10 protein-coding genes and 3 pseudogenes are annotated in these 17,753 nt (G+C 34.1%); 9 read left to right on the top strand and 4 right to left on the bottom strand.

The window, feature by feature from the left end; translation table 11 throughout:
• Window positions 1-585 precede the first annotated feature (585 nt).
• On the top strand, window positions 586-5,949 hold the full coding sequence (locus OPR42_RS08190; RefSeq protein WP_265042289.1) for an ankyrin repeat domain-containing protein: 5,364 nt from the start codon (window positions 586-588) through the stop codon (window positions 5,947-5,949).
• A 77-nt stretch (window positions 5,950-6,026) separates the two neighbouring features.
• On the opposite strand, the pseudogene OPR42_RS08185 reads toward OPR42_RS08190, so the two are convergent.
• Window positions 6,027-6,363: pseudogene (locus tag OPR42_RS08185) on the bottom strand (integrase core domain-containing protein); the annotation flags it as partial.
• A gap of 409 nt (window positions 6,364-6,772) precedes the next feature.
• Window positions 6,773-7,393 (bottom strand): annotated as a pseudogene (locus tag OPR42_RS08180) (recombinase zinc ribbon domain-containing protein); the annotation flags it as partial.
• 73 nt (window positions 7,394-7,466) lie between these two features.
• On the opposite strand from OPR42_RS08180, the pseudogene OPR42_RS08175 reads away from it, so the two are divergent.
• From OPR42_RS08175 to OPR42_RS08160, 4 genes and pseudogenes are all read left to right on the top strand, one after another.
• Window positions 7,467-8,088: pseudogene (locus tag OPR42_RS08175) on the top strand (IS6 family transposase).
• A gap of 156 nt (window positions 8,089-8,244) precedes the next feature.
• Window positions 8,245-8,478, top strand: coding sequence for a TomO hydrophobic C-terminal domain-containing protein (locus tag OPR42_RS08170; protein ID WP_064085884.1), 234 nt, complete (start codon window positions 8,245-8,247; stop codon window positions 8,476-8,478).
• 104 nt (window positions 8,479-8,582) lie between these two features.
• On the top strand, window positions 8,583-9,902 hold the full coding sequence (locus OPR42_RS08165; RefSeq protein ID WP_265042288.1) for a dihydroorotase: 1,320 nt from the start codon (window positions 8,583-8,585) through the stop codon (window positions 9,900-9,902).
• A gap of 84 nt (window positions 9,903-9,986) precedes the next feature.
• Window positions 9,987-11,171 (top strand): ribonuclease D, encoded by a 1,185-nt coding sequence (locus OPR42_RS08160; protein ID WP_264375319.1) that lies wholly within the window; start codon window positions 9,987-9,989, stop codon window positions 11,169-11,171.
• On the opposite strand, the gene coaE is transcribed toward OPR42_RS08160, so the two are convergent.
• A complete protein-coding gene (gene coaE, locus OPR42_RS08155) occupies window positions 11,161-11,739 on the bottom strand; it encodes a dephospho-CoA kinase (RefSeq protein WP_265042287.1) in 579 nt (192 codons plus the stop codon). The two genes, OPR42_RS08160 and coaE, sit on opposite strands and share 11 nt — an antisense overlap.
• A 134-nt stretch (window positions 11,740-11,873) precedes the next feature.
• Here coaE and OPR42_RS08150 point away from each other — a divergent pair, with 134 nt between their 5' ends.
• Complete coding sequence (locus tag OPR42_RS08150) at window positions 11,874-13,277, top strand: NAD(P)H-dependent flavin oxidoreductase (RefSeq protein ID WP_265042286.1); 1,404 nt, start codon at window positions 11,874-11,876, stop codon at window positions 13,275-13,277.
• Between the two features lie 81 nt (window positions 13,278-13,358).
• Complete coding sequence (locus tag OPR42_RS08145) at window positions 13,359-13,895, top strand: hypothetical protein (protein WP_265042285.1); 537 nt, start codon at window positions 13,359-13,361, stop codon at window positions 13,893-13,895.
• Here OPR42_RS08145 and tnpC read toward each other — a convergent pair.
• A complete protein-coding gene (gene tnpC, locus OPR42_RS08140; RefSeq protein WP_265042338.1) occupies window positions 13,892-15,244 on the bottom strand; it encodes an IS66 family transposase in 1,353 nt (450 codons plus the stop codon). The genes OPR42_RS08145 and tnpC overlap by 4 nt on opposite strands.
• A 70-nt stretch (window positions 15,245-15,314) precedes the next feature.
• Here tnpC and OPR42_RS08135 point away from each other — a divergent pair, with 70 nt between their 5' ends.
• Window positions 15,315-15,767: a hypothetical protein gene (locus OPR42_RS08135; protein WP_265042284.1), complete on the top strand. Its 453-nt coding sequence runs from the start codon at window positions 15,315-15,317 to the stop codon at window positions 15,765-15,767.
• Between the two features lie 370 nt (window positions 15,768-16,137).
• Window positions 16,138-17,667, top strand: a complete 1,530-nt coding sequence (gene metG, locus OPR42_RS08125; RefSeq protein ID WP_264375458.1) for a methionine--tRNA ligase — start codon at window positions 16,138-16,140, stop codon at window positions 17,665-17,667.
• The last annotated feature ends 86 nt before the right edge of the window (window positions 17,668-17,753 follow it).

The raw sequence follows: 17,753 nt of genomic DNA, 5'->3' as shown, positions 1-17,753 counted from the left end.
TAATTTGTGAATCTTACCTGATTTTATAATACAGTTCATCACTTTTCCTTAACTTAATGGCAGTGAGACCAATCCATCCCAAAACAAGCAGTTCTCACGCTTGCTGATTTTAGTTATCGGAAATGGCTGTATTGTTTCAGTTTTGAGTAATATGTAAAGTTGAATTAGTACTTAAAAATAGAAAGAGTACATTGCAGTAAAAAAACAGAAGTGTTTTTGCAAGTACTGGCTTTAGTTTTAAAAATACAAACTAAAATAAAATGCTAAAAATTTCTTGCTCTGCTAGATCTTTTTAGCTATAATGTGATTCAATGTAAAGAATACATGGGGTGTTAGATGAATTGTATTATGTACATCATTCAGAAAGCAATCCTGGCTTTTTTAAGAATATATCTAGTTTAGTAAGAAATCAAAAGAAAGGCGCACTGTAATCAAAGTTACTTAGGATTACCGTAAAGTTTCTACAGCAAATTGGTTTGGTACAGCTGCATAAGAATCAAATGAATTAGATGTCAAAACCAATCTTCAGAAAAGAGGTGTACGACAAAACAATCAAAATATGAATATTAAAATATAGGAGGCTTTATGTTAGGTAAAGAAAATACAAAGGAACAAGTAACAGATAATCAATCTAGGTTAATAAGAGCGCAAAAAGAAGACACATTGTCATCTAGTAGTCAGCAAATATTACAGCTGCCAGAAGGTTTTACAATAGGGAAAGCAGTTGGAGGAGGGGATGGTTTCTTTCACGCGGTTGTACAAGGACTTAAGCAATTAAAGCCAGGAACAAGTGTTACTGTGAAATCTTTGAGAGAAATTTGTAGGAAGCAAGCTTTAATTAGTCAAGAAATGAAAGAAAAGATTATAGCCGATGCTAGAAACCGTGAAGATTCTACAGTCATACCTCCAGGGCCTGGTATTGATGATGATGAATTATGGAAGACTTATTTGGTTGGTATAGAATACAGTAATGAAGATATAGAAAGAATGCAGAAGGACAATAAAGAAGTGGCTTCATCATTAACTGATTTAAAGTATGGAAATACGTTGCAGGTTCCTATATGTGGCAGACCTAAAATTGAGGGAAGCATGATTTGTAATGAATATAATGTTAAGCTGCATGTTATTGAATATCTTCCCATATATGAATGGTCAGGGTCTCTTATTGATGGATTAGGATCCAAACCTGTAAGTACAGATTATAATGAAAAAGATACTATACATATAATAAATAAAGGAGATTTCCATTTTGAGCCAATCTTGAGCGAGACACTATTAATAAGTGAAATACAGAAAGAATTTACTAGTATTCTAGAGGGTTCTAATCTTATAGAAGATAGAAAGCTTGAAAAGCTAAAAAGTTTTTTTGAAGCATATCCGAGTCTAAACGTTAATTTTCAGGTGAATCAATATAATGATACACCGATACATATTGCTGTTCGTGTGGGAGAATTAAAAATTGTTAGGTTTTTGCTAAAGATAGGAGCACAAGTTGATGTTGTAAATGGAGAGGGAAAGACTCCTATAGATATTGCTAAAGATAATAACAGAAAAGATATCGCTAAGATACTGCAACCGCTTATTTCATATGAAGAAGTTGATGTACCTGGAGATGGCAGTTGCTTATTTTGGTCCGTTGCTTTAGCTTACTTAACTCCCGTAAAATTTGATGATTATGCCTTTCATGAAAGGTTTAAAGAATTATTTGCGAGCGACCATGATGTACATTCAATTCAAAGGCTAATGCAAAGTAATGCAAATATTTATGAAGATAGTGTAATGAGGCGGTTGGTAACGAAGACATTTCGTTGTGAGGTTGCTGATGAAGTATGTTTCAGCCAAAGAAGATTTGAAAATAAGGTCGAGATTATGGATCTTTTTGAGAGTCACAGTGGAAGTTATTTTACAGGAGGTACCTTTAAAAAAGAGTTTGAACATGAATTCGGTGCTGAAAAAATTGAGCAGTATAATATTGACACTAGTAAACTCCAACCCAATTTTTTTGATGAAAGTGCAATAAAGGAAATTTGTACTGAACTTAATAAGATAAAAAAACGTGATCAAGTTCAGGAATTTATATTTGATACATACTTGAAATGCATGGAAATGACTCAAACTTGGGGTGGAAAGCATGAAATAAATGCAATGTCTGATCTACTAAATACAGCGATAATAGTGTCTGAGAAAGATTCAAAAGATCTTATATACAATGAAAAGAAAAAATACTGTAACAAAATACGCTTGTCTTATAAAGAAAATAATCATTATCAATTTTATCAAGTAGAGTATTCAAATTTGATGAAGTTTGTTCTGAGTTTCATTCAATCATTTGAAACGAGGCTTATTATATATGATATACTTGCAAGTACACTGAGAGAGGGGAACAGAATATTTTCGGATGGGGTGAGCATTAACAGGTTTGTGCAAAGTATTTTTGGATGTTCAACACATGATGATTGGGAGATGTTTGGTATGAAAGCATCTTTGAGAGAAGGTAATGTAACAAAAGCGACAAAAAGTTTTATTAATCTATCAGACTTAATAGGAACGTTTAATGAATATAAACTGGGCTTTAGAAAAATATTAATGGATGCTGGATGCAATATTTTTCAAAGTTTTGAAATGCAGTTTGAGAAAATAGGCTTTGATCATATTTCAAAGATAGCAGATGATATCGTAGATAAGATAATTGAATATTACATTCAGAAAGAATACAAGGGAGATTTGAGCAATATAAGAATAGCTGAAACCCTTGTTCTAAATACATACTTTCAAGGTATGTCTGCGCAGTATGGAGAAATAAGTTATAATCTTAGAGACCTATATGAAAATATCGGAATTGCAGAAGGCAGTGAAGGCTCTTTCGTCTATTATAGAAAGAAAAGTGAGGATAAATCTAGTCAGTATGGTTATCGCCGTTCCCTTATGGGTGAAAAGTCGAAAAGAACATATGATACAAGATATATTAGAGTAGAAGCTACAAACGTAGAACTTGAAAACTATGTGTATACCTTAGATGCCTTAAATATACAAGAATTTAAGGCTAAAGTGGAGAAGGTATTTTATATTGTCAATAAAGAAATCCAAATTCCAAGCAAAAAGATAATTGAGGATCTTATAGTAAAAATTAAATCCCATATTGAACAAGAGGTAAGCTTTTTAAACGAGCATATCTTATTTTGTTGTCAAGAGCGCAAACAAAATTTAGATATGAATTTGAAATACTTAGTTAAAGAAGAAGGAAAAAAAGAACAACATATAATAGGAGGCAAAGAGTTAATAGGAAGAACTGAAAAAAATAGTGATGTTGTATCTTTGATGGAAAAAAATTTAAAAACAATTCCAAATTCGTTTTATTATCTAAAAGTAAAAGAAGCATTTGTAAATCATGCTGAAACAGTCTCTCAAAACTATAGCAACCTACTTGAATCAGAGCATGGTAATACAGCAAGATCTAGGAGTTTTTGGCCTAGTATAAAAGTATCAGATATAAAAAGATTATCATCTCTACTTGGGAAAATGAATTTTAAGGATGTATGTGCTCCAGTAGAAGAATTCACTGGAAGAAAGAAACAAATAGAGGAGATATATACAAAATTACATGGGGGAGAAGTAATAATAGTAGGTCCATCTGGAATTGGCAAAACTCAACTAGCTAGAAAATTTGTTGAAGAAAACAAAGGAGTTTATCTTCATATCTATGAGGTAAATACTCAAGATATATTGTCCATAGAAAGTTCTTTTGATTCCCTTGTCCGAGATAGGCTAAGCATGTGTATGGAAAGAGAAAGAAATAAAGTAGAGGAAAAATGCCTATTCCTTTTTCAGGGAGTTAAAAAAGAAGATCTAGAGAGAATTTTAAAGATCAGAGGTAAAAGAGGTGGTTTTGACTGCTTATTTACTTCTTCTGATCAAGGTTATCAAGATATAGCAGAAGTGTCTTTAGATAGTCTTGGAGAAAAAGAAGCTATACAACTTGTAAAAAGAATTTTAGAGATAGCAGATAAGTCGCAAGATGAAAAAATAAAAGCACTAATAAGAAAACTCGAAGGTTTTCCATTAGCTATAAATCTAGCAGTAGCATGTATTAAAAACAAAGGATCAAGCTCTTTGAGCGAAGCATTTGGAATTTTTGAATATTTAATACAATACGAAAGGTTTAATCAGAAATTTCCACGAAACACTAGACAAAATGAATACGATAGAATACTGCAAATAACATTACTAATCTCGATGGAAACAATAGAAAAGATGAGTTCTGGAGAGAAAGTTCTAAAAATTTTAAATGCTATGGCTTATTTTGGTCATGGTACAATTGATCCCAATTTATTTCTTCCCTGGATTAGATATGAGGATAGGCTATACTCCATTTTTAAATTGCTAGAACAATATTCGATAATTTATCCAAAAAAGGAAGGTAAATACAAGGTCTATACTATGCATGAATTAATAAAAAAAGTAATACGTTCACAGTTTACCATAGATGAGGAAAAACACATATTAAGTTGTGTCATAGAACTGGTATCTGAAACTGAAGGAGGGTTTTTAGATGTAGTTCACCTCTTATCTTTGTTTGATCATGGTCAAAAATATGACTATCTAATAGAAGAAAATAAGAATCTTCCTTGTTTAATTTTAAGTGGCTTAAATGAGTTATATGAGTATCAAAAAGTTATCAATCTTACGTCGCAATTATATCAATTACTTGCTGTAGATGATGGATATTCAAGGTTGATCAAATATGAGTTTGCCTGTGCGCGAGCTGGTTTGGGATGGTATGATAAAGCATTAAAAGTCTTTCTAGATTTGAAAAAATTAGAGAAGGTAAATGATGTATTTCCTTCTCTTGCTTTGGATAAAAAAATACTTTCTATTTATCTCAAACAAAAAAATTATAAAAAAGCATTGTCGTACAGTAAATACAATAACTTTATATTTACTAGTTCATTTAACGAAGAAATCATGGAACTTATAGAAGAACATCTAGATATGGCAGTTATTATAGCTGAAGTATTTGTAATGCAAAAAAGATATACTGATGCATTTACAACTTTGTACTATGTAAGACAACTGAGAAATGAAATTTTCCTTAAAATAAGTGATTTTAACTCCGATGATGATCCTTATCTTGATCCTTCCGAGGTGTATGAATTTTATAATTTAGATACAAAATATATCTATGCCTTAGCATATTTCTTTATGATTCAAGAAAGAAAAAAAGTAACTATAAATGAAGAAGCGTTACCACATAAAGAAGATTTACCTCGTGAATTGAGTATACAAGCTTTATTTAGGCAGCTACAAGATATTCTGATAAATCAAGAGAGTAGTCAGTACTTACAACCGGCTCCTTATTTTGTTGCAATAGAGGTAGGAAAAGTAATTCAAAGAGAATTAAGAGAGAAAGCATTGCAATATTTTGAGAAAGTGCTGAAGCTACAAAAAAATTATGGATTTTTAGATAATCATCCTAACGTACTATCTGTGAAGTTTTATATAGCTGTTTTACATAGTTGCTTAGAGGATAAAGAAAAAGCATTACAAGAACTTCAACGATTGCAAGAATTACAAGAGAAGGTTATAGGGATAAATCATCTTGATACTTTAGATACTGTATATGCTATACAAAAGTTGTTTACTAGAGATGAAGATAAATCAACATATTTAAAAAATGAGGTAGAAAAAAGAGAATCGCTCTTACAATTTGAAAAATCTGATTTGAATGCTAAGGGTGTCTCAATCTTAAAAGAGCTTTATGTAGAAAAAAATAGCGAAAGTTCTTCTTCAGTATCAAGTGAAGAGTTACTGCTAGGAAACAAAAGGTTTCTAGACACAGAGAGTACAAAAACTAAAAGGAGAAAAATAGATAACCAGCCAGCCATTAAGAGTTATCTTAACGATGTCAACGTAAATCTTAGCCGTCAGCAAGATGCTATAGTCAATTTATAATATTGACTGGCAAAACATTATCTTCTTACAACAGATGGGTCTAGATGCTTAAATTTTTAATATTATTTAATGATAATCTAAGGACAATTACAGTAAGGTTTCAGCAGAAGTTTAGATACATGGTTCCAGAGTGTGATGGTAGTGTAAATAAATGAGGAGCACTGTAAACATATAAATTCGAAAGGTGTAAGACCATTAAGAGTTTTAATTCTTCTAGCATAATTGTAAGCCATCATAAAATTGTAAAGATGCTTTTTGAGCTGTTGATGTGAGCGGTGGTAATATTTTTTAACTGTAGCATTTTTAAAAGTTTTATTCATACGTTCAACTTGCCCATTTGTCCAAGACTTTTGTCAAATGGTGTTCAGTGTCATTTTCTTCACAAACTCTATTAAATATGTGTTGAAAAGCGTATTTATGGTGCTTCTGGGAGGCTTTGTTGAATGGCAAGGAATGAGGAGGAGTAATGAAAGGAATTTACGAGGCAAATTTGAAAATAGGCATACCTATATCAGTAAAGTTATTAATCAAATAGCATTTTAAAAGCACCTCTTTGAGAGGGAGTGTTAAATAAACCATACGCGTCAAGTTAAGGAAAAGTGGTATAAGGAAGAAAGAAAACGAAAAAAAACTATTTTATATATTAAGTAATAAAGTTATTAATTTATAGATTCTTCTGAAAAAATCATCTTCTTCTAGATAAGAACTCCCTAAAAAAATAAATGTAACAAATAAAATGCCCATCTCAAATGTTGCTATATTTCACGATATTTCCTTAACTTGACGCGTATGGTTTATTTAACACTCCCATTTATCTTATTTTTTATTGGCAGACAGCTTGCTTAAACCCATAAAATCTCTTCATCTGCTCACTCCACAGCATCGGTATTTCTCTCAAGTCAACCAACTTCAAATCTCTTGGCTGCCTTCCATTTACTATATCTTCTTTAATTTTTGGTGCTAAATAATTTAATCTTAAAATTTGGTGTATACGTCTTGTACCTATATTAATTTTGGCACTCAGCTCTTTCACACTTCTGTATTTTCCTTCTTCTAGTTGCCGTTTCCACAGATGGGCTCTTACCACTGCTTTGAGTAACGCATTATTTGTTTTTCCTTCTGGCTCGATTACTGTGCATTTGTTTCCTTTCTTCTTCATTGGTATAAATTTTTCCTCTGATTCAGAACTCACCTCTATTCCATCCTCTCTCACCAATACTGTTCTTATTAACTTTTTCACTACTTCTTTCTGTTTTCCAAAACTTAAATTTTTCCACTCTTCTGCTTTTTCTCTCCATTTTTCATATAGCTGCTCCGCTTTCTTCATTATTTCTTTTTCCACTTCTCCTGCTACTATTGTTCGGTTTATTGATTCACAATTCTTTCCCCTTAAGTGATTGTTGCATACGTAATATCGGTACCTTTTATTCTCTTTTTTTGAGTACTACAAAGGGTTCTGTCGCATTTGTAGGGAAGTAGAAAGAAGAATGATATAATTGTCTAAAAAAAAAGCAAAGATGTTTCGTATCAATCAAAAATTGTTGCCATATTTCAAAGGATTTAGCTTTTCAGCGGATGTTATCTGTATACATGAAATGTCGATTCTCTTTGAGCTATCGAGATTTGGAAGAAATGATGAGTATAAGGGGAGCAAAATGCTACGTTACAAAGGTGGGTTATCACCACTGATAGATGAGGCAGTAAGGAAAAGAAAGAAGCAGGTTGGTAGTAGTTGGAGAGACTTACATTAAATTAAACGGTAAATGGGTTTATTTATATACTGTAGACTTGTGTGTTAGTAGAGACAAGTCTGCAGCACTTGCATTCTTTCATAAAGCCTTCAGGAGTAACTATCTTCCTGAGAAAATTGTAATTGATAAAAGCGGCAGTAATACTGCTGCTCTTGATGATTTGAATGCAGAAATTTCTGAAGATTACAGTTCTTCAAATAAAATATCTAAATAATATTGTTGATAGATTTATCAAAAAACTAATAAAGCCAATGCTTGGGTTTAAAAGCTTCCATTCCGCAAAGATTACCATCACAGGCATAGAAAATATTCGTATGATTCAAAAAAGACAAATTATTAAAATAATGTTTCTACTTTTGAGAATTTTGCTATGTTAATGGCTTCATAACTCCTATAATCCCACCTTTAATGATCTTCTTTCCTATGGTTTATAGATTCGACAGAACCGGAAGGGCAGCTGAATGATACAAGGCAAGGTCTAACTGATGAAGTAACTCAACAGAAACAATCTGAAAGCAAGGATGAAGAGCTAAATGAAAAATTCTTGAAAGCAAAAATTTATAGTAAAAGGCAAGGTAATTATGCTTCTGTTTCTTTTGTATTATCTGGAGCATTTGCTGTTGGTACAAGTCTAACAATGGTTCATTTAGCAATGTGTGTTTCGCTTGCTGTAGCTGCATTAACTTTTCTTGCAGTAGGATGTTACTGTTCTTATAACGCAAATACCGCACTTAATAACGTTGAAATCGAAAATGGTAGTTATAGAATAGCTGCTTGAGTATTAATTTAAATATTCTTTATTGCTAGTTTTATATCATCACTTTAATTTGGTTGTATTTTACTAAAAAAACTTTAGATTTATTTTATAATCGATACTCAAATATGATTTGGAATTTATTGCAGACAGGGCAAAAGGAAGGCTATAAAATTGCGTATACCAATGCTCGTATTATTGACCCGGAAACTAAACTTGATATAAAAGGTTCATTATTGACTGAAGGGGGTAAAATTGTTGATTTTGGCGAATCATTATTTTCAACAAGTGGAGTTGATGAAACAATAGATTGTGAAGGGCTTGTTCTAATGCCAGGTCTTATTGACATTCACGTGCATTTTCGTGAACCAGGTCAAGAGCATAAAGAAACTATACATACAGGCAGCAAATCTGCAGCTGCAGGGGGCGTTACAACTGTAGTTTGCCAGCCAAACACTGTTCCAGCGATTGATAGTGTTGTCTTGGCTAAGTATTTGAAATATAGAGCATTTGAAACTTCGCATGTGAATGTTCAATTTTACGCTAAAATCACCACTTCGGAAGAAAAATTAACTGAAATGGCACTCTTAAAGGAAGAAGGTGCAGTTGGGTTCACCGATGATGGTATGCCAGTTATGAATCCAATGATTATGAGACAGGCACTGCTTTATTCAAGTATGCTTGGTGTTCCTATTGCTCAACACGCAGAGGATTTGAATCTATCTGCTGGTGGCGTAATTAACGAGGGTAAGATTTCTGAAGAATTGGGAGTAAAGGGAATCTTGAGTGAATCGGAATCGGTTATGGTAACTCGTGATATACTGCTAATGAAGGACATAGAAAATGTACACTACCATATTTTACATGTCTCTTCAAAAGATTCACTTGATGCTATTAAACGTGCAAAAGATTTGGGATTAAATGTTACATGTGAAGTAACTCCTCATCACTTTACTTTAACTGAAGATATAGTAAAACAACACGGAGCAATCGCAAAAATGAATCCGCCACTACGTACTGAGGAAGATCGTTTAGCTATGATTGAAGGTTTAAAAACAGGTGTGATTGATTGCATTGCAACCGATCATGCTCCGCATGATCTTAGTTCTAAAGATCTTCCACTTGAAAATGCTGCATTTGGTATTGTTGGCCTTGAAACAATGCTGCCCCTTTCACTTGAACTATATCATAGTGGACAAATGGGTCTACTTGATGTGCTTGCAAAATTGACATATAAGCCTGCAGATATCATACATATGCCACGTGGCCGCATACAGAAAAACCTTGTAGCGGACTTAATTTTAGTTGATTTGGATCATGAATGGGAAATTAAAGTTGACAACTTTGCTAGTAAATCAAAGAATTCGCCTTTCGGTGGACGCAAAGTGAAAGGGCACGTAGTACGTACCGTTGTGTCTGGCAAAACTGTATATTTACAGAAGAGTTAGTTATTATACAATTGTGCTCTCAACTTCAATCAATTGTAAAGATTTAATATAAGTGGTAAAATATAGCCACTGAATAAAAAATATATGCTAATTAGTACGACATCGGAACTGGAAAATGCATGTAAAGAATTGATGGAAAAAGATCCAAAATTTATAGCAATTGACACGGAGTTCATTAGAAATAATTTAACCTACTACCCAAAATTATCGTTAATTCAAATTTCTTACGGAGAGAAGAGTTTTATTGTAGATGCATTAGTGCCAGAAATTGATTTATCATTCATTAAGAAAATGATGCTAAATCAGGGAATAATCAAAGTGTTTCATAGCTGCCGGCAGGATATAGAATCCTTACTCACTGTGTTTAAATGTGTTCCCACTCCTATTTTTGATACCCAAGTTGCTGCTATGTTTTGCCATTATTATCATGACTTTATTGGTTATTCAAAAGTAGTAGAGCAATATCAAGGAATAGCACTGGATAAAATTAAAGCTAAAAATTCAGACTGGTTAAGGCGTCCATTGTCTGAGGATCAACTAGACTATGCAATAAACGACGTGGTATATCTATATGATCTATACCAAATATTGTGCAATAAACTTGAAGAAAGTAATAGGATGAGTTGGTTTCAAGAAGAGATGGAATTATTGGTTGATATAAATAAGTATTTGCATAGTCCAAAAGATGCATGGAGGAGGATTAAATTTAACTATGAAGCAAATCCGAGGCTAATGTTAGTTGTTAAAGCAGTGAGTGAGTGGCAAGAGACTTTAGCACAACGCTATAACATCAATCGTAATAAAGTAATTAATAATGCTGTAATAATTGGTCTTATTGAAAAAAATGTGGAGCGTATTGACGAGGTTTTAGATGATCTTGAGAGGAACACAAAAAATATAAAAGAGGAAGATTTATTAGAATTTATGAATATTTTCAATGAGAATGAGAAGGAGTTTGTGCAGCAAAATTATACTCTGTCAGATAATTATGATAAATCTGTATTTGATATACTCTCGATTATTTTAGAGAGCAAATGTAAGGAAAATAACATATCAAGAAAGTTAGTTTCATCAAAAGATGAGTTAGCTGGTTCAATATCTGGGCAGATAGATAAACTATTCAAGGGGTGGAGATATGATTTTTTCGGTAAGTCAGTTGAATCATTTTTGAACGCAGGCTCAAGGTTTGAGATTTTAATGGTAAAATCTGCTGATAGTACAGCTAAAATTCGGAGTAATCTCGTGAAAAATAACCGTATCACGTGCTGAGGTCTAACGAGTTTATTATGTCTTTCACTTGAGAAAAAACATTTGCGCTGCTATCGATTATGAAGTTACTCATTTGCCTTTTTTCTTCAATAGGTAGCTGAATACTGGACATTAGATTCAGCTTTTCTTTATCCATATTACGCTCACTAATCCTTTGAGCTTGCACAACGCTATCTGCATGGATAAAAACAATAAAATCGCAATACAAATGGAATCTCGTTTCCAGCAGGAGTGGAATGTCTAGAACTAGAAGTTTTCTGTTGTTTTCTTTCTCATGATCAATAAAAAATTCTAATTCATTTCGCACAGCGGAATGTACTAAAGACTGGAATTGCTTCCAATTTTCATCATGTGCTAAAAAATATTTAGACAATACTGTTCTATCAATTTTTCCATTTACTACTACCCCATGAAATTTTTCTTCTGCATAACTTATTATGTTTTTGTCCACTTTATAAAGCTGGTGCACGACAGAGTCGGCATCAAACAAAGCGGCACCAAATTCTTTAAAGCAATTGGCTACAAAGCTCTTTCCAACTGCAATCCCACCTGTTAAACCTATGATCATATAGCAAATTTCTTATAAAACTATATTTATAGCATCTCCTATGCCTATTTAAAACTGAATGCATAGGTATAAAAAGAAAAGCTATTATTTTTTTAGTAATTAAGTAAAATAGAGTGAAAGATTAAGAGGAAATTTTGAAAGATAAGATAAAAAAGATAGTGATTTCAGGGAAAGAAGTGTGGCCAATCATTGAGGGCGGTAAAGGTATTGCAATCAGTGATGGAGGATCAAGTGGGGCATTTGCTGCAGCGGATGCTGTTGGTACGTTTTCTGGTGCAAATGCTAAACTTATCGATGACAATGGCGAGCTGGTACCACTAATTTATAAAGGTAAAACAAGAAATGAAAAGCACGAAGAGTTAATCAAGTATAGTATTGAGGCTGGAGTTAGTCAAGCAAAAATAGCGAATGAAATATCAAAGGGCCGTGGAAGAATACATATGAACGTGCTTTGGGAAATGGGAGCAGCAGAACAAGTCCTTCATGGCATATTAGAAAAAGCAAAAGGCTTAGTTCATGGCATCACTTGCGGTGCTGGTATGCCTTACAGGCTTGGAGAAATTGCAGCTAAATATCAAGTTTATTACTACCCCATTATCTCATCAGCACGTGCTTTTAAAGCGTTGTGGAAACGTGCTTACCAAAAAATATCTTCTTTTTTACTTGGTGGAGTAGTATACGAGGATCCGTGGCTTGCTGGTGGTCACAATGGACTAAGTAATAGTGAAGATCCGGAATTACTACAGGCTCCATTTGAAAGAGTTGCAGAGCTTAGATCTTTCATGAACGAAGTTGGTCTTGCTGAAACGCCAATTGTTATGGCAGGGGGAGTGTGGCATTTGAAGGATTGGGAACATTGGTTTGACAATTTACAAATCGGACCAATAGCTTTTCAGCTTGGTACTCGTCCACTTTTAACAAAAGAAAGCCCGATTTCTACAGAGTGGAAAAAGAAGTTACTTACTTTAGAAGAAGGTGATGTATTTTTAAACAAATTTAGTCCAACAGGGTTTTACTCATCTGCAGTAAGAAATAACTTCATACGTGAGCTACAGGAGAGGAATTCACGTCAAATAAAATTTTCGGAAAGTGCAAGCGGAGAGTTTAATAATGAATTTGCAATGGGTAGCAGAGGTAGAAAGATTTACCTCACTGTAAAAGACAAAGAGCTAGCAAATGCATGGATTAAAGCAGGGTATACAGAGGTAATGAAAACTCCAGATACAACTGTTATTTTTGTGACACCAGGCAAATTTGCGGAAATAAGACAAGATCAAATTAATTGCATGGGATGTTTAAGCCATTGTCTGTTTAGCAATTGGAAAGATCATGGTGACCATTCAACAGGGCGAAAGCCAGACCCACGGAGTTTCTGTATACAAAAGACACTGCAAAACATTGTACATGACGGCAATGTTGAAAATGAACTCATGTTTTCTGGACACAATGTGTACAGATTTAAGCAAGACCCATTTTATGAAAATGGCTACGTACCGACAGTAAAAGAACTGGTGGGAAGGATATTAACTGGGTATTAGGGTATGGTTGAATTGACAAGTAAACTTTACTTTGTTATAATAAATGTTTATTAATTTAACCTTAATTTAGGGGGAACTTTTATGCGTGATAGTGTTTTAAAAAGGTATGCACTTGCCTATATAAAAGAAAATGGCAGTGACAATGGTGTTCAAGAATTTTTATGTTCTTGTGGTATGCAAAATATTGAGAACTGTAGTGATAAAATTTTTGAAGATGCGTATAAGGGATTTAAGCGCAGTAATCCAACTAATGATCAGCACAGTACAGAATATGATAGAAGCAATAGGCAACAAACTACAGGCCCTCAAGTTACGCACGTACATATAAACGATAATAGAGGTTTAGATTTTTGGGATTATTTACTACTTAGCAACCTGTTTGGTGGTCGTACTACAGTTATAAATAACCCTGGTTTTGATACTGTTGGCTACCAAAGCAGAGAAGATAAGAAAAAAGACTCAGAAGACAGCAGGAAATTATTAGCTTTAGGGATAGTAGCTGTAGTTGCGTGTGTTGCTTTCCATGCTTTAATGTGTGTTTGGTACAACAGCAGCGAAAAAACGGCTAGAAAGTCAGAAAAAATAGATTATCTGTATCCGTTCAGAGGTGTGGTTTAAGAAACAACAGCTAGCAGGTTTTGAAAAGGGTTTAATTCCTTTTGTTTCCAAGTCAGATACAACGAAATTATCCGCTCAAGAAATCTATTCCCTCGCTCTGACTGTGCAAAATATGAATTCTTACGATAGACAACATAATGCCGTATCTGTCGCTCAACATGGTTATTCGTTAATGGAATATTCTCTGGGTCATCCAAAAATGTCCACATCATTGACTCGGATTTTATAATACCCTTTACCGTTCGTGAAGCTCCTTTTGCTTCAAGTATATAAGATATTTTTATCATGCAGTACTGTATGTATCTTCGTAATTCTTTAGCTTGCTTAGTGAACTTTGAAATACTAATTTCATTTTCTGACAAAGCGTTTTTTAATACAAACAATCCATTAGCTGCGTCTTTTAAACAATGGCTAAGTCTCATTACTTCACTATTCCAACTATGAGATAACCTCTCGAAATTTCTCAATAAGTGAGCCCAACAAATTTGTCGTTTTTCATCACTGAAGTGGTTGTAAACTGCATATCTGTCAGTAATTACCAGGTTTTTGTAATCACAAAATGCACTATTCTTTAAAAATTTCATTCCTCTTGTATCTGCTAACTTCATAAGACTTGCTTTATTGTTGGCAAACATCCAGCACCATCCCAATTTGCCTTTGTTGTAGTGACTGGTTTCATCAATATGCAAAATTTCGCTTGCTTTTATTTCTTCCTCTATTTGTTCATAGGCTTCTTTACATTTTGACGAAACCCTTGCTTCACTATTGGACACACTACCAACACTTATACTCATGTTAAAGATGTCTTTCATAATATTCGCTATTTCTCGCTTTGAATTCTTATAAAACCCACTTAGTGATGCAACTACTGACTTAACTCTAGGACCAAAGGTATCCGGTGTAACTCCTTCTGGTAATTTGCTACTCCTTCTTTTTCCGCATTTACGACAGCGACCATGTTCTAATTGATACTCAACTACGTAAGGCTTAATTTCTGGTAAATCAACTTTTTGATAGACATATGGTTTTTCCGATATTGCGATTTCTTCACCACACTCGCATCTATTTGGTAACTCTACCTTCACCACCTCATCTGCTTCCATTTTAGCTCGGCAATTCCCCTTATGTCCAACTTGACCACCTATCTTCCTGCCGCCCTCTGACTTATCTTCTGGTGTGTCTTTTTTTATTTTGTACAGCTCTTTTGAACTTGGTAAAGATGAATTCCTTGAGTTTAAGCCGAGTCTCTCTCTTAGTTCAGCATTCTCTATTTCTAAGATTTTATTTTTTTCTTCAAGCTTTGCTACTTTCTGCTCTAAGTTTTTACATAACTCTACAATACTGATCAACAATTGAAGCATCTAGCCTTACTTTACTATCAACATTTTGTGTTATTACTACTTTAATATATTATGTCAATTGTTTTTTATCCTTGCCACACCTCTGAACGGATACGATTATCTAGATAGTCAACTTAAAATGTTCAGAAATATAGAATTTGCAGTTGGTGCAATTTCTTTAGCAGCTTTGATAGGTTGCGCTATTAACCCAGTCTTACCAGTTTGGGGTTTAGTCATTCTTGGCATTAATTCTCTTGTGTGTCTTGCTGGTGGTGTGGCTTTTCATATGAAGCATGAGAAAGAGTCAGAAAATATTAAGAAGGCTGAAGAAGCGGTAATTAACTATCATAAATCAGGACCTGGATATGATTTGGGAGATTCTTCTCATCGCGAGGCACCACCTCCTTACGATTTTAATACTGCTCCAAGTGCTCCTTCTTATGATGACACCAGACCTGGTGGGTTGTTTTCTCATTCTAATGCGGAAAAACATTCTGGAAATCATGGATATAATATTGATTGTAGAAGGTAAATTGTACAGCAAATAGTGTCATTCCAGTGCTTGACACTGGAATCCAGCTTTTTTGTAATTTTATTGAACATGTTGTATAGTCGTTTGTTTACAATTAATTTTTCTGGATCCCAGTGTCTGGGCACTGGGATGACATTTTTGTGTTTGAGGCAAAATCTGCTATAATATTTAACACACTGCTTTCACAGATGAATGTTTGTACAGTTGTGAAGTTATGGACAACAATATCATAGCAACTCAAACGTAAGTTACTCACATTATACCGCTGCAAAACGCAGCGGTATAATGGCTTTTCAGATTGCTTGTACGATAGGATATATATTGATTTTTATTACTAGTGCAGATACGATAAAGCTTTAAGCACTACAAGATGGAGCAATTTGAGAGCTTTTACATCACTACGCCAATATATTACGTAAACGACAAGCCACATATCGGCCACGCATATACTTCCCTTATCTGTGATGTTACAGCTAGATTTATGAAATTAGCTGGAAAGAACGTCAAATTTACCACTGGTACAGATGAACATGGACAGAAAATTGAAAAAGCGGCTAAGGTAAAGGGAATAGAGCCAAAAGAATTTACAGATGAAATAAGTGTTACGTTCAGAAAATTGGCTGAGCTAATGAACTTTGATTATGATGATTTTATTCGCACCACAGAAGAACGTCATGAAAAAGCAGTTATAGCTCTATGGAATAGGCTTGAAGAGAGAGGGCAAATATATCTGGATTCTTACTCAGGTTGGTATTCAGTTCGTGATGAAGCGTTTTATCAGGAATCAGAGTTGATAGATGGCAGAGCACCAACAGGTGCTGAAGTTCAGTGGATAAAAGAAGAGAGCTACTTTTTTCGTTTGTCAAGTTGGCAAAATAAATTACTAGAGTTATACGAAAATCAGCCGAATTTCATCTTTCCTGAGAGCAGAAAAAACGAGGTGGTATCGTTTGTAAAATCAGGACTTACTGACCTTTCGATTTCTCGTACTAGTTTTAATTGGGGAATAAAAGTACCAGGGAATGACAAGCACGTAATTTATGTTTGGATAGATGCGCTCACTAACTATCTCACATCAATAGGCTTTCCTAATATAGAAGATGAGGAATATAAGAAATTTTGGACAAACTCCTTCAACGTTCATGTGATCGGTAAAGACATATTGCGTTTTCACGCTGTATACTGGCCAGCGATCCTCCTTGCAGCAGATTTATCACTGCCAAAGCAAATTGCAGTTCATGGTTGGTGGCTGAACGAGGGGGAAAAAATATCCAAATCCCTTGGTAACGTTATAGATCCAATTGGTCTGGCAGAAGAGTTTGGTGTTGATCAACTACGCTATTTTCTCCTTCGGGAAGCAAGTTTCGGTCAAGATGGTAATTTCAGTAAGAAGAACATGATCAGCCGCATAAACTCAGAGCTGGCAAACAATATAGGCAATTTAGTGCAAAGAACAATTTCATTTCTGCACAAGCAATGCTTTGGAGTTGTACCAGTGGTCGATCGCAATTTGCTTAAAGATGATGAGAGTTTACCAAATTGCAAAGCCATAATTGATCAAGTAATGGATCATCTATCAAAGTATGAATTTAACCAGATTATACTCCTGATTATCAATATCTCTTCCAAGGCCAATGCTTACATAGATAAAAGTGCACCCTGGACACTCAGTAAAACCGATAGAGAGCGCATGGATTTAGTAATCTACAAATTACTTGAATACATTAGAATGATTGGCATTTTGCTGCAGCCAATTGCTCCAAAGTCAGCAAAAATGATACTCGATCAGTTGCAAATTCCAAAAGAACAACGTGATTTAAAATCTCTGTGCAACGCATGTGTAAGCTTAGGCATTACACTGCCTAAACCTACGCCGATTTTTTTGAGGATCGATATTTAAAGAATCCTTAGTAAGCCGTTACAAGACTAGACTGAGTTGGCCGTTCTGTAGTTAGCCTTTTAATTCAACAGAGTCAAAAAAAAGGT

Origin of the sequence: Wolbachia endosymbiont (group B) of Melanostoma mellinum, assembly GCF_947251465.1 — a bacterium.
Classification (GTDB): domain Bacteria; phylum Pseudomonadota; class Alphaproteobacteria; order Rickettsiales; family Anaplasmataceae; genus Wolbachia.
The sequence above is the reverse complement of the archived record's forward strand: the minus strand, read 5'-3'. Positions and strand labels throughout refer to the sequence as shown.